The 12,943-nt window shown below is 61.8% G+C and carries 11 protein-coding genes; all 11 read right to left on the bottom strand.

Translation table 11 applies throughout. From position 1 onward, the window contains the following. Nucleotides 1–7: 7 nt before the first annotated feature. The 11 genes from KVG85_RS07985 to rfaH all read right to left on the bottom strand — a co-directional run bounded on the left by KVG85_RS07985 (nt 8) and on the right by rfaH (nt 12,589). Nucleotides 8–937, bottom strand: a complete 930-nt coding sequence (locus KVG85_RS07985) for a glycosyltransferase family 2 protein (RefSeq protein ID WP_217863505.1) — start codon at nt 935–937, stop codon at nt 8–10. After that, nucleotides 931–2,238, bottom strand: coding sequence for an O-antigen ligase family protein (locus tag KVG85_RS07980; protein WP_217863504.1), 1,308 nt, complete (start codon nt 2,236–2,238; stop codon nt 931–933). The genes KVG85_RS07985 and KVG85_RS07980 overlap by 7 nt, the downstream gene beginning before the upstream one ends. A gap of 1 nt (nt 2,239) precedes the next feature. After that, nucleotides 2,240–3,346, bottom strand: coding sequence for a glycosyltransferase (locus KVG85_RS07975; RefSeq protein WP_217863503.1), 1,107 nt, complete (start codon nt 3,344–3,346; stop codon nt 2,240–2,242). After that, the gene (locus KVG85_RS07970; RefSeq protein ID WP_217863502.1) at nt 3,343–4,422 is read right to left on the bottom strand and encodes a glycosyltransferase; all 1,080 of its coding nucleotides are present in this window, start codon (nt 4,420–4,422) and stop codon (nt 3,343–3,345) included. Before KVG85_RS07970 ends, KVG85_RS07975 begins: the two co-directional genes overlap by 4 nt. A gap of 11 nt (nt 4,423–4,433) precedes the next feature. Further along, nucleotides 4,434–5,141, bottom strand: a complete 708-nt coding sequence (locus KVG85_RS07965) for a WecB/TagA/CpsF family glycosyltransferase (RefSeq protein ID WP_217863501.1) — start codon at nt 5,139–5,141, stop codon at nt 4,434–4,436. Then, on the bottom strand, nt 5,138–6,496 hold the full coding sequence (locus KVG85_RS07960) for a UDP-glucose dehydrogenase family protein (protein ID WP_217863500.1): 1,359 nt from the start codon (nt 6,494–6,496) through the stop codon (nt 5,138–5,140). The genes KVG85_RS07965 and KVG85_RS07960 overlap by 4 nt, the downstream gene beginning before the upstream one ends. Before the next feature lie 46 nt (nt 6,497–6,542). After that, nucleotides 6,543–7,934 (bottom strand): undecaprenyl-phosphate glucose phosphotransferase, encoded by a 1,392-nt coding sequence (locus tag KVG85_RS07955; protein ID WP_217863499.1) that lies wholly within the window; start codon nt 7,932–7,934, stop codon nt 6,543–6,545. A gap of 66 nt (nt 7,935–8,000) precedes the next feature. Next, nucleotides 8,001–10,310 carry a GumC family protein gene (locus KVG85_RS07950; RefSeq protein WP_217863498.1) on the bottom strand — a complete coding sequence of 770 codons (2,310 nt, stop codon included), beginning with the start codon at nt 10,308–10,310 and terminating at the stop codon, nt 8,001–8,003. A 2-nt stretch (nt 10,311–10,312) separates the two neighbouring features. Next, entirely contained in the window at nt 10,313–10,846 is a 534-nt protein-coding gene (locus KVG85_RS07945; RefSeq protein WP_217863497.1) for a polysaccharide biosynthesis/export family protein, read from the bottom strand. Between the two features lie 12 nt (nt 10,847–10,858). Beyond that, on the bottom strand, nt 10,859–12,019 hold the full coding sequence (locus KVG85_RS07940) for an outer membrane beta-barrel protein (protein WP_217863496.1): 1,161 nt from the start codon (nt 12,017–12,019) through the stop codon (nt 10,859–10,861). 51 nt (nt 12,020–12,070) lie between these two features. Beyond that, nucleotides 12,071–12,589 (bottom strand): transcription/translation regulatory transformer protein RfaH, encoded by a 519-nt coding sequence (gene rfaH / locus KVG85_RS07935; RefSeq protein ID WP_217863495.1) that lies wholly within the window; start codon nt 12,587–12,589, stop codon nt 12,071–12,073. Between the last annotated feature and the right edge of the window lie 354 nt (nt 12,590–12,943).

Below are 12,943 nucleotides of genomic sequence, written 5' to 3'. Positions count from 1 at the left end.
CTGAAATTCAGCGGCTGTTGCCCAGGCTTTTCAAGCAGGCATAGAGGTAGCGCAGGGTCGGTTTGCCCTGGGAGAAAAACAGCGTCTGCCACGAATGTCCGAGCATCTGCCGGAACACCTCGATGACCCGTGGGTGATCGCCGCGCCGGGAAAACGCATTGAGAAATTCCGCGTGGTTGGCGAGGACGAAATAGATCCGCTGCTGCTTGTTCAGCCGCGTGCCGTAACGCGCCAGGTACAGCTGAATGAAGCGCAGCTTGTGCGAGTAATACTTGTGCGGTTGCGCAGTGATATTGGCCGCGTTGACGGCGCGCCAGTGCAAAATCTGCGGCACGCTGTGGATCTCGCTGATTTCGGCGATGCGCGTCCACAGCAGGCGATCCTCGGCAAAGCGCAGGCTCTGATCGAAGCCGCCAATGGCGACGATGATCTCGCGCAGGGCGAGTACGCCGGAGGTGCCGTTGATGATGTTCTCGCGCATGAAATCGGCAAAGTGCTCGCCGTGTTTGCAGCGATCCTCCAGTTGCCGTTTGCCGTCGCTGAATTCGCTCATCTGAAAGCAATCGATCAAACCGACTTTGCGTCCCTGTCGGGTCAACTCCGCGTGCAGCGCCAGTTGTTTTTGCAGTTTTTCCGGATGCCAGCGGTCATCGGCATCGAGGAAGGCGATGAAGGTTTCTTCGGCACTGAACACGCCGCGATTGCGCGCACTCGCCGGGCCTTGATTGGGCTGCGGCAACAGCACGATGGGGAAAGGCGCGGCGTAGTGCTTGACGATCTCTGGTCCGGCATCGCTGGAACCGTCATCGACGACAATGACTTTGTCCGGCAGGCGAGTCTGTGCAGACACCGAATCCAGTGTGCGCTGAATGCTGGCGGCGGCGTTGTACAGCGGAATCACCACGCACACGGTGACGGCGTAGGGATCATTCAGCATGGGCGTTGCTCCCGGAAAGTGGCGCGCATCGGCCGAGCATTCGCCGCTGGCAGCGGCTGCGGACGGGCGACGAGGTGGTGGCGGAAGGTCAGGCTGAGCACGCAGAAAATCAGGAACTCGCCCGAGCGATAGTTGGGGATCACGTAGGCGACGTAATTGGTAACCACAAACAGGCCGATGACCACCAGCGCACAGGCCTGATAGCGCGCCGACTGATCGGCGGTGATTGCCCGGTAGCGCTTGCTCAGGGTCTGGGCAAACATCAGCAGCAGGGCGATCAACTGGATCAAACCGCCGTTGAGCAGGGTTTCGACGTAGCCGCTGTGGGCATTGCCGATGTAGCCCCAGCGGGTTATGAACGCATCGGCATCGGCACTCGCCCAGAACGCACCGAAGCCGTAGCCCTTGAGGAACTGGTCGTCAATCAGCGGCTGCAACAGCTCCCAGATCAGCGTGCGGTCAGTGAGTGACGGGTCGCGGCCGACCAGTTCCAGCAGCATCGCGTAGTTGGCGTAAAGCACCCCACACAAGAGGAAGAACACCAGCGTAGCGGCGGTGAAGGCCAACAGTGAGCGGTTGATACGCAGCCGGATCAGGGTGATGAAGTAGGCGTAACTGGCGGTGCCGGCGACGATCAGCGCAATCGCCGTGGCCGACTGCGCCAGGCCAATGGCAATCAGCGCGAATAGGCCGTAGAGCATGGCCAGCGGGTTGCGCTGGCGGATCATCGGCAGCAGCAACAGGATCGCAATTGCGTTCAGGCGTGCGCCGGCATTTTTTTCCGCGAACACCCCGCGAAAGGCACCGTCACGGATGCCGCCGGAAATAAAGGCAATGTCCGGGCGAATCACGGCAAAGATCAACCCGACCAACGCCGCCGCACCGATCACACAGCCGAACAGAAACGCAATGCGTTCCAGGCTGTAGCGCCAGGCGATGAAACCGGCAAAGAACACTACGCTGAGCAGCGCAACGAAACGCTTGAAGCTGAGCATCGGCTCGCTCGACCAACTGATCGACGCCGCCACGCAGCCGAGAAATAGCAGCAGAAACAGGTTCTGCCGGTAGAAGGTCTTGCTAAGGAAAACCTTGTGGCGGATGAAGAAGAACAGCGGCACCAGCAAGGTCAGCAAGCCACAGACCTGATTGGCCAGATTGCCTTCCAGATCCTGCTGGGCGTCGTCCAGCGTACTGACGTTGCCCAAGCGTAGAAAGAAGCCGATCACCTGCGTATAAAACAGCACACCGAACAGGGTGAAGGCATCGGCCAGCGTCGAATAACGCACTTGCAGGCGGTTCATCTCAGCGCCTCCCGAGTAACGCCTTGAGGTAGGTCTGCACCGCGCGAGCATTGACAAAGCGCGCGGCAGCATCAATGCGGCGCTGGCGATGCACGGCTCGCGGCGTGGCCATTTGCGCACTGATCGCGGCGGCGAGGGCGGCCGGATCGTCCACCTCGACCAAGGGCGCGACGGCACCATCGGCGAGAATTTCCTGCGGGCCATACGGGCAGCGGGTCGCTACCACCGGCGTGCCGGTCGACAGGGCTTCGACCAGGGCGTTGGGGCTGCCTTCGAAGCGTGACGACAAAACAAAGCAATCGGCCCGAGCGATTTCGGCGATGGGGTCGCTGGCATACCCCGGCAGATCACAACGCTCTGCGACGCCGAGCGCTGTCGCCTGGGCCAGCAGTTCGCCGCGCAAGGCGCCTTCGCCGAAGATGATCAGCCGCGCATCGCCTTGTGGCAGACGGGCGAAGGCGTCGATCAGAGTGTCGAAGCCCTTTTGCTGCGCCAGGCGACCCACGGCGACGATCACCGGTGTGGTTTTATTCTTCAGCCAGGGATGGCTGGGCGCGGCGGCAGGCTTGTCGCGAAAATCGTTGTCGAGCACCGGGTTGTCAGCGGTGGTCACATCGCGCGGGCGGGCGATAGTGGTGTCGACCAGGTCTTCGGCGACGCCTTGCGACACGCAGATCACCGGGTTGGGAATCAGCCGATACAGCCAAGGCGCCAGCCAGTAGGCGAGCTTGACCGACAGGGCCGGGTTGACGTGCTTGTCCCGCGAAAAGGCATTGCGCTCGCTGACGTGCAGCCGCGCCAGCGTCCCGGACAGCGCGGCGGCGGCAATCGCCACGACGTTGACATGAGTGAGCACCGCCAGTTGCGCGTCGTAGCGATTGCTGCGCAAAAAGCGCATCAGCGCGGGCACGGCGGCGGCACTGCGCGGGCTGTCGAGCAACACTTGCCTGACCCGTGGGTCGAGCGCCGGTTGATTGATGCCGGCACCGGTGAGCATCAGCAGCGTCACTTCGTTGCCGGCCTCGACCAAGGCACCGGCGAGGCGCACCATCATTTTCTCCGCGCCACCGGCGCCGAGGTCCTGGAGGATGATCAGCAGCTTTTTCATCGGTTCCACACTTGGTAATAGGCCTGGGCGGCGTATTGGCTGGTATAGGGCAGGATCGCTTCGCTGACTGAATGTCGGGCTGGAGCTGCCGGTTTGCGGTTGGCCAGACTGTCGAGCATTGCCTCGGCCAGGGCCGGCACATCATTGACACGGACCAAACGCCCGAGGCGTCCATCATCGAGCAACTCGCGCGGCCCGCTGTCGCAATCGGTGGAAATCACCGGCGTACCCAGCGCCAGCGCCTCGACCAGTACCGTCGGCAAACCTTCGTGCAATGAGCTGAGCACCAACAACTGCGCATGGCGGATCAGCGGATAGGGATTACGCAGATGCCCGGTGAAATGCACCAAGCGTTCGATGTCCAGCCGTTGCGCCTGCGCCTCAAGCTCTTCGCGTAACGGGCCGTCGCCGGCAATCACCAGATACGGCAGCGGGCGTTGTTGCGCCGCCAGCGCGTAGGCGTCGAGCAGCAAATCGAAGCCCTTGGTCTGCACCAATCGGCCGATCCCCAGCCAGTAATGATGGGGCACACCACCGGGCAACGGCGCTTGTGCCGCACGCATCAGTTGTTCGCTGATCACTGCGTTCGGGCAATAACGAATGCGCGGTCGCCCCCACGGCGTCAACCCGGCAAGCGACTGGCGCAACCCCTGGGACACCGCGACCACCTTGCCGCTGCCGCACAGGTACAGCGCGTACAACAGCCGCAGGCTGGCGCGCCCGGTGTTCTGCTCGGCACAATCCAGCGCGGCGTGGCGGGTGTAGATGACTTTGCAGGGACTGCCCAGGGTGGCGAACCAGGTGCACAGATTGGCCTGCTCCTTGGCGCCAATCAGATGCGTCACTCCCTCACGGCGAATCAGCCGGCGCAGCAGCACGATCGACTTCAGCCAGCCAGCGAGGCCGCCACCGCCACCGGCCATGCTCGGCGCGCCGTCAACGTTGGGCGAGTCGCCGTTCATGACGAAAAAACTCACCCGCCGACCGTCCGCCAGAAACTGCTCGGCGAGGCGTTGCTGCACGCACTCGACGCCGCCGCCAGTCTGGTAATCCTTGAGCGTGAACAGAATATGCATCGGCACAATCCTCATGGGGCAGTGACATTGATTGCCACTTGCTGGCGCAGAATCAGTTCGGTCAGGCGCAGGGCATTGCTCGGGTAGTCGAGCAAGTAACGCTTGATCGTGTGCGGCTCGCGATACATGCGGTAGAAGGCGCGCAAGTGCAGGCGATTGATCGCGTCGGGGTAGTAACGCTCGCTGGCATTGGCCTCCTGACGAATGAAACCGCCGCAGGTGAACGCCACGCCGCTAAAACCGCCGCGCAGCGCTTCGAGGACAAAGCGCTCCTGCAGACCGGCGCCGAGGCCGACCAGCAGCAGGTTGGTCCGCTGTCGGCGGATGTCAGCTTGAATTGCCGCACCTTGTTCGGCGTCGAAGTAACCGTTGTGCGCGCCGACCAATTGCAGGCGCGGGTATTGCGTGCCGAGCTTGTCAACGAAACGATCAAGCTCCGCTTGCCGCGCACCGACCACATAGACGCGTTTGCCGCGCTGCTCGGATTCACGCAACACCGGGTCGGCAATCGAGGTGAAATCGAAACTGACCCGCTGCACCGCGCGCCCGGTGATGCGCGACATGAACCCGGACATCAGCATGCCGTCGCAGAAATACGCCAGCGACGGCGGCGGCTGGCGGATGAAACTGCCGATCGAGGCGAAGTTGAGAAAGGAGAAGGCCCGGTTGGAGTCCAGCAGGGCTGGCGAATAACGGTCGAGCAATTCCAGGCGGATCATGACGCGAGATCCTGTGCTTCGGCGGCGCAGGTCGGGCGACCAACGCTGATGTAGGTGAAGCCGCGTGCGCTGAGGCGTTGCGGATCGAACAGATTGCGGCCATCGAAGATCAGCGGATTTTTCAACTGGCGGGCGAGCAGTTCGAAGTCCGGCGCGCGAAACGATTGCCACTCGGTGACGATCACCAGCGCGTCGGCATTTTTCAGCGCCGCCTCTTTGGTCCCGGCCAGCGTCAGGTCATCGCGCGGGCCGTAAAGCTGCTGCGCCTGTTCCATGGCTTTCGGGTCGAATGCCTGCACATTGGCGCCGGCTCGCCATAACGCCTCCATCAGCACGCGGCTGGGGGCTTCGCGCATGTCGTCGGTGTTGGGCTTGAAGCTCAGGCCCCACAGCGCGAAGGTTTTGCCTTCCAGCGCGCCGTTGAAGTGCTCGGCGATCTTGTGGAACAGCGTGCTTTTCTGCTCGTTGTTACGTGACTCGACTGCGCGAAGCAGGCGCGCATCGATGTCGACGCCGTGGGCAGCATGGATCAACGCCCGCACATCCTTGGGAAAACACGAACCGCCATAACCGATGCCGGGGTAGATGAACTGGTAGCCGATGCGCGGATCCGAGCCGATGCCATGGCGGACCATTTCGATGTCGGCTCCGAGCTTTTCCGCGAGCCCGGCCATTTCGTTCATGAAGCTGATCTTGGTCGCGAGCATGCAGTTGGCCGCGTACTTGGTCAGCTCGGCGCTGCGCACATCCATGACGATGATTTTTTCGCGGTTGCGATTGAACGGTTCGTACAGCTCGCGCATCACGGCTTCAGCGCGCGGGCTGTCGGTGCCGATGATGATCCGGTCGGGGCGCATGCAGTCGTCGACCGCGCAACCTTCCTTGAGAAATTCCGGATTGGAAACCACATCGAAGGTCAGTGCACCACGGCCACTTTCGCCGAGGATGGCGCTGATGCATTCGCGCACCCGGTCCGCTGTGCCCACCGGCACCGTGGATTTGTCGACGATGATCTGCTCGCCGCGCAGGTGCTCGCCGATGGTGCGGGCGACGCTGAGCACATGTTTAAGATCCGCCGAGCCGTCCTCGTCCGGCGGCGTGCCGACCGCGATCAGCAACACATCGCCGTGCCTTACGGCGGCGGCCAGATCGCTGCCGAATTGCAGGCGACCGCTGTGATGATTGTCCCGTACCAGGCTTTTCAGACCCGGCTCGTAGATGGGCAGGCTGCCGTCATTCAAGGCCTGCACCTTGGCCGCGTCGACATCCACACACAGCACGTTGTGGCCGACCTCGGCCAGCGCGGCGCCCTGGACCAGTCCGACATAACCGATACCGAATACACTCACATTCATGGGAAAACCTCATGCGTGGCGGGGTGGGCCAGAGCGCTGGCCGCTGTCAGTAGATGTTTTTCGAGAACAGGGTGAAGGGCGTCTTCAGGAGGATCTTGATGTCCAGCCACAGAGACCATTGATTGATGTAATTGAGGTCCTGGGCGACCCGGCGCTGCATCTTTTCCACGGTCTCGGTTTCGCCGCGATGCCCGGTGATCTGTGCCAGCCCGGTGATGCCAGGCTTGAGCCGATGCCGCGCCATGTAGGCGCGCACCTTGCCGGTGTAATAGATGTTGTGGGTGACTGCGTGCGGGCGCGGGCCGACCAGCGCCATGTGGCCGAACAGCACGTTGAACAGTTGCGGCAGCTCATCGATCGAGCTGCGTCGCAGAAAGCGCCCCAGCGGCGTGACGCGGTCGTCGTCGCGGGTGGCCTGACGCACTTGCTGATCGTCGTGCACGCGCATCGAGCGGAATTTCCACACGCGGATCACTTCGCCGTCGCAGCCATGGCGGTTCTGCTTGAACAGCACCGGCCCCGGCGAGCTCAGCTTGACCGCGATGGCCACGCCGAGCAGCAGCGGGCTGAGCAGAATCAGCGCCACCGCGGCGACGCTGCGTTCGAACAGGTCCTTGCAGAACAGGCTGCCGGGGTGCGAGGTGAGCAGGCTTTCGTTGAGATAGATCGCCGGCATCCGCTCGATCTCGGAGATCGAATGATTGAGCAGGACCATGCTGCCCAGATCCGGAATCCACACCACGTCGACGTTCATGTCGAGGAGGTTGATGTACAGCGCTTCGATGGTCGCTGCCTCGGCCATCGGCAGCACGATGTACACGCGCCGCGCCTGCAAGCGGGTGATGATTTCGCGAATGTCCTCGACCTCACCGAGCAGCGGCAGGATGCTCGGCGCCGGGCCGCTGTTGGCTTTCGCCGCGACAAAACCGAGCAGCAGCGCACGATCCGGGTCGAGCAGTTTGCGCGCCAGTTCATGGGCGGTCGGGCAGGTGCCGATGATTACCGCGCGGCGCTCGTTGCAAATCATTTTGGTGTACATGCGCACGAACAGATGCAGCGGCAGAAACGTCGCCGCCTGGGCGAGAAAACCGACCACGGCCCAGACAATCACCACTTGCCGCGAGAACAACGCGCTGGTCTGGGTGACGAAGGCGATGCTCATCAGCAGCCCGAGCAGAATCAGCCAGCCGGCCAGCAACCGCCCCAGTCCGACCAGCAGACCATGGCGCTTGTGGTAGACCTGCACCAGGCCGTAGACCGGCATTGAGCCAAGCACGGTGAGGATGATCAGCAAGCGGTACTCACTGGGCAACTCGCCGATGCGCCAGTGCACCAGCACGATCAGCAACAGGTTGACCAGGGTCATTGCGCACAGCCATTGCACCCAGAAGGTGAGGCCGCGACGGTGTGCCATTTGCGCGGAATATTGCGAGGTCATCGGCGCGATCTCCGATTCGTCGAACAGGGAAGGATTTGCTGTTGCCGGGCGGCACGGCCCGAAGGATCAGCGCGGGGCGAAGTCGTAGTCGTAGAAGGAACGGGAATGGCCATGGCCGTACTTGCGCGCCTTGCGCAGATCGACCTGATTGAGCACCACGCCGAATACCGGCGCCTGGCTCTGCTGCAACACGGCGATGCTTTTGCGCACCTGGCCGACCGGCGTGCTCTGCGCCTTGACCACGTAGATCACTGCGTCGGAGTGCTGGGCCAGCAACAGTGCGTCGCTGACGATTTCTGCCGGCGGCGAATCGATGATGATGTGCCGGTAGCGCGACTTGAGAATCTGCAACAGCCGACCGAGGCGCGGTGAACTGAGCAAGTCCTGCGCGGGGGCCACGGCATTGCTCGAACTGCTCGAGGCTTTCAAACGCGGTGCCTCGAACGGGTCCAGCGCCGATGGCGACAGGCAGCCGGCTGGGAGCATGTCGAGATTGCCGACGCTGCGGATGCAGTCTTCCAGCCGCGCTGTACCGGCCATGAGGTTGGCGAGGCCGGGGCTCTGGGGCGGGAAATCGAAGTTCAGCGACAGCGTCGGCTGACGCATGTCGGCATCGATCAGCAGCACCCGTTCCAGCGGCGCCAGCGATGAAGCGAGGTTGTTGGCGATGGTGCTTTTGCCTTCGCCGGACACCGAAGACGTGACCAGCACCACCTGCGCCGGGCGTTCGTTGCTTTGCAGCATCAGCCAGGTGCGCAGGTTACGGATGGTTTCGCAGAAGCGCGGGTGGTCGTTGTCCTCGAACAGCCGCGCCAACTGCCGCCGGCTCTTTTTCATCACCAGCGGCACGACGCTGAGCAGCGGCACATTGAGCAGGCTCTCGACGGTGTCGTCAGTCTTGAAGGTGTTGCTCAGCGTGTCGAAGAGAAAGGCGAGGGCGACGCCGACGACCGCAGCCACCAGCGCGACAATGGCGAGGATCAGATTCTTGCGCGGTTTGCTCGCTTCCAGCGGCGCGATCGCCGGGTCGACGATGCGCGCCTTGGCTGAGTCCATGTCCGAGGTGGCGGCGGTTTCCTTGAGGCGGGTGACGAAGGTTTCGTAGAGCGCGCGGGTGCTGTCGACTTCACGCTGGAATTCGCGCAACTGGAATTCCTTGCGCGAAATGTCCTGAATCTGCGCCTTGTTGCTGTTGAAGGATTTGCGCAACGCGTCTTCGCTGGCTACTGCCAGTTGATACTGGCGCTCGATACCGGCAACCACTTGCTGCACTTGCAGGCGCAGACTGTTGGCGGCGGTGCGCTGTTCGGAACGGGCGGATATCAGCGCCGGGTGTTTCGGCCCGTAGCGGCCCGACAACTCTTCGACTTTGGCCTGAGCCTTGGCGAGATCAGCCTGGAACTGCTGAATCAGCGGATTGCTCAACACTGCCGGCACGCTGGACAAACGGCTGATGTCGCCGTTGCTCAAGGCTTGCGCCTGACGGAACTGGCTCTCCGCTTCAGCACGGTCGCGGCGCGCATCGATCATGCGGTTACCGGTCATCTGCAGTTCGTTGGCACTGATGGTGGCGACGCCGTCGACATCGACCAGACCCTGTTCTTCGCGATAGGCCTGCAACTTGTTTTCGGCAACGCGCAGGTTGTCGCGCAACTCGACCAGGCGGGTGTTCATCCAACTGGTGTTGTTTTGCGAAGACTTGAGGCTGGTGTCTTGCTGGCTGTCGATAAAGCCTTGGGCGAGGGCGTTGGCCACCGCCGCAGCGAGGGCCGGGTCAGGCAGTTCGACGTCGATTTCCAGCAACTGACTCTTGCCGACAAACTTGACGCTGGTGTGCAGCATCAGGTTTTGCGTAACGTCGTTGAACACCTGTTCTTCGGTCGCTGGCGGTTTGGGCGGCGGCAACAGGTCCAGCCATGGCAGCCACTGGTCACGATTGAGGTCGGCCAGCCATTGGCGCGGGGTGAACCAGCTCTGCGCCTGCTGGCGTGGATCGGTGATCGGGTTGGTAGTCAGGCCAAGTTTGCGCACGGCGCGCTCGGCCAGTTCCCGCGATTGCAGCAACGCCTGCTGAGTCTGCAAGTAATCAGTGGTGGTGGCGCCGCCGGATTCGGCGGCTTGCTGGAAACTCAACACCGGCGGCGTCTTGTCCTTGATCAGCAACGTCGCACTGCCGACGTACTGCGGCGTGATAAACGACAGCGCCGCCACGGCCAGCGCGCAACTGAGCAGCACCAGCCAGGCGATGTTCCACTTCGCCGACCAGATCACCCGCCACAGGTGCAGCAAATCAAGGGTGTCCGACTCATCGCCCGCTTGCGTTTGCGAGTGGGCCTGGAGCGGACGTTCGAGGTAGGTGCTTGGGCTGTTGTCCATGATCAGAAAAAGCCTTGTGCAATGGAAATGGTGTCGCCGGGGGCGATGACGGTGGTGCGCGAGATGTTCTCGGTGACCGGCGGGCCACCACTGCCGCGCAGAATCGTCACTCGTTTCATTGAGGCGCGTTCGGTCAGGCCGCCACCCAGGGCGATGGCTTTTTCCAGGGTCAGGCCGGGCTGAAACGGATAACTGCCGGGCTTCTGCACTTCGCCGTTGATGTAGAACGGGCGGTATTCGATCTGGCTGAGGCTGACTTTCGGATCGACCAGATAGCCTTGCTTGAGGCCGTCGACGATCTTCTGTTCGACCTGATTGGGCGTCAGGCCCTTGGCGACGATTTCGCCGAGAAACGGGTAGGAGAAGGTGCCGGCATCGTTGAGGCGGATCTTCTTGAAGCTCAGTTCCGGCTCGCCGAACACGATGATGCGCAAGACATCGCCGGCGGCCAGGCGGTAATCATTGGCGTTGTCCGCCGCCTCGACCGTGGGCACTGTCCAGAGCAGCAACAACAATAAAATCAGGCGCGTATGCATGGCCCAACCCTCCTACAGACTGACGTCGAACGTGATCTGGAAAACATTGCGGGTGAAGCTTTCGTTGTCGGCATCGGAGTCGTTATCGCGGTGGCGGTAGGCGACTTCGACGTCCAGCCAGCGGCGCATTGCGTAATTCACGCCGAGTTTGTAGTCCTGCAAATCGTCGCTACGGTCCTGGCCTTCGTAGACGTAATGGCCCATGCCGACTTCGGCAACGCTGGTGATGCGTTCGGTCCAGCCGTGACGCCAACCGATCTGGGTGAAGGTGGCTTTCACCGCGTCGGAGCCATCGTCGCCTTCGGCCATGGCCTGGCGGGCAAGAAAGGTGAAAGTCGAGTAGGTGCGCGGTTTCCACGCCAGATCCACTTGCCAGGTAGGGTTGCTCAGGTCGTCGGAACCACTCTGGTCGAAATTCTTGCGCTCGTAACCGACGCGCAATTTGCCGGTGGTTTTCGCCGTCATGTCCCACTCGGCACCGGCCAGCACTGCGTCGGAGCGGCTGCTGCGCGGGCTGTTCGATTGCAGGTAGTCGAAGCGGGTGTGGTCGTATTCGAGCAAGCCACGGCTTTTGCTGCCGAGGCGGTGATACCAGGTGCTGGTCAGATTGCTGGTGTTGCGCTCCTTGTCATCGTTGATGCCATCGGAGTTGTCGTAGCGCAGCTGTGCGTAGCTGGCGCCGAGGTCGATCTGGTTCAGCGCACTGCGCGCACCGAAGGTGTAGACGCCGCCGACGCGCTTGCTCTCGATCTTGTCGTTGATGCCGTCGACGGCGGTCGAGGTGGTGCGCTCGTATTTACGCGCCTCGGCTTCGAGTTTCAGCCGATGCCGGTCGGTGAACTCCATGATGCTGTCGGCGCGCAGACGCTGGGCGGTGTTCGAAGCGTCCGAGGCACTGTGATAGATGTAGCGGGTCGGCTCCCAGATCACCCGCGTGGCGCTGTTGCGGTCCTCTGCTTTGAGCTCGAAGGCCGGCGCCAGGCGGGTGACCATGGTGGACTCGACGTCGTGTTCGACTTCACGAAAGTTGTCGTCGTAGCTTTCCGACAGGGCGAAAGTCGGGGTGAAATCGAAGCCGTAGACATTGATCGCTTGCGGCTCAACGCTCCAGGCAGCTTCGGGTGTGCAGCAGGCGACGACTAAAACCAGGGAACAGCGAGGCTTCAGAGCCATGGATCACGCTCCTGATTAAGGGGGTCGGGGTCAGGGCGAAGCGGCTCCGGACTATTGTCGCTGGCGTTCGAGGTAACTCAGCGGGACGCTGACGTGCTGTTGGCGGTTGAGGAAATTGAGCAGGATCATCACGCGCTCATCGCCGTGCATGGACAGGAACACACCTTCGAGCGGGGACAGTGGGCCCTGAACGATTTGCAGAGGTTCGCCGGGCTTGAGTGTCGGTTCGGCAGGAAAACCGAGCGACTCCTGGCTGCGTTCACGCAATTGCGCGATCACGTCTTCATCGACCCGGGCCGGCACATGGTTGAATTCGACGATGCGGCTGACACCGCGGGTCGAGCGAATCGGCGCCCAGTTGTCGTCGCGGCTCAGTTGAATGAACACGTAGCCGGGGAACAGCGATTCCAGTGTTCGTTGGCGTTTGCCACGAATACTTCGCTCGCTCATCAGCTGCGGCCGAAAGGTTGAATAATTCTGTTGCTGCAGATTGAGTTGTGCCCGTTCATCCTGGCGGGGCTTGCACTGCAATAAATACCAGTTAGAACCGTTGCGGCAAACCGTTAGCATGCTGGAGTACTCCATACATAGCGATCGTTTAAGCAGGGCGGCCGATAGCGTGGGACGAGCCGTCATGCTTGCTAGTAGGTAGTAGGCTGATCAAGGCAAAGTGCCGAGCCAGATGCATCAATGTTTATTGGCAGAAGAAGTGTTTCAAAAATGAATCAACTTGGCTGGGTTATTGTTATATCCGTGGCCGTCTTGGCTATAACGACTCCGCGCTTTTGTTTAAGCAAAGCTACCGCACGGTTCGCAGTTGCGACCTTCAGGATCCAATTACATAAATAGCCGGAGAGCAAAAAAGTGCGCGTCGGCGCGAGCTCGTCGGGCAGTGATTAGTTATCGGCCAGTCTTTGCAAGCTG

Origin of the sequence: Pseudomonas triticicola (assembly GCF_019145375.1) — a bacterium.
GTDB classification, from domain to species: Bacteria; Pseudomonadota; Gammaproteobacteria; order Pseudomonadales; family Pseudomonadaceae; genus Aquipseudomonas; species Aquipseudomonas triticicola.
This window is presented reverse-complemented; position numbering and strand designations above follow the sequence as displayed.

Coding starts and splice junctions, on each gene's coding strand:
- KVG85_RS07985 (WP_217863505.1), bottom strand. CDS start 937: ATGCTGAATGATCCCTACGCCGTCACCGTGTGCGTGGTGATTCCGCTG.
- KVG85_RS07980 (WP_217863504.1), bottom strand. CDS start 2,238: ATGAACCGCCTGCAAGTGCGTTATTCGACGCTGGCCGATGCCTTCACC.
- KVG85_RS07975 (WP_217863503.1), bottom strand. CDS start 3,346: ATGAAAAAGCTGCTGATCATCCTCCAGGACCTCGGCGCCGGTGGCGCG.
- KVG85_RS07970 (WP_217863502.1), bottom strand. CDS start 4,422: ATGCATATTCTGTTCACGCTCAAGGATTACCAGACTGGCGGCGGCGTC.
- KVG85_RS07965 (WP_217863501.1), bottom strand. CDS start 5,141: ATGATCCGCCTGGAATTGCTCGACCGTTATTCGCCAGCCCTGCTGGAC.
- KVG85_RS07960 (WP_217863500.1), bottom strand. CDS start 6,496: ATGAATGTGAGTGTATTCGGTATCGGTTATGTCGGACTGGTCCAGGGC.
- KVG85_RS07955 (WP_217863499.1), bottom strand. CDS start 7,934: ATGACCTCGCAATATTCCGCGCAAATGGCACACCGTCGCGGCCTCACC.
- KVG85_RS07950 (WP_217863498.1), bottom strand. CDS start 10,310: ATGGACAACAGCCCAAGCACCTACCTCGAACGTCCGCTCCAGGCCCAC.
- KVG85_RS07945 (WP_217863497.1), bottom strand. CDS start 10,846: ATGCATACGCGCCTGATTTTATTGTTGTTGCTGCTCTGGACAGTGCCC.
- KVG85_RS07940 (WP_217863496.1), bottom strand. CDS start 12,019: ATGGCTCTGAAGCCTCGCTGTTCCCTGGTTTTAGTCGTCGCCTGCTGC.
- rfaH (WP_217863495.1), bottom strand. CDS start 12,589: ATGCTAACGGTTTGCCGCAACGGTTCTAACTGGTATTTATTGCAGTGC.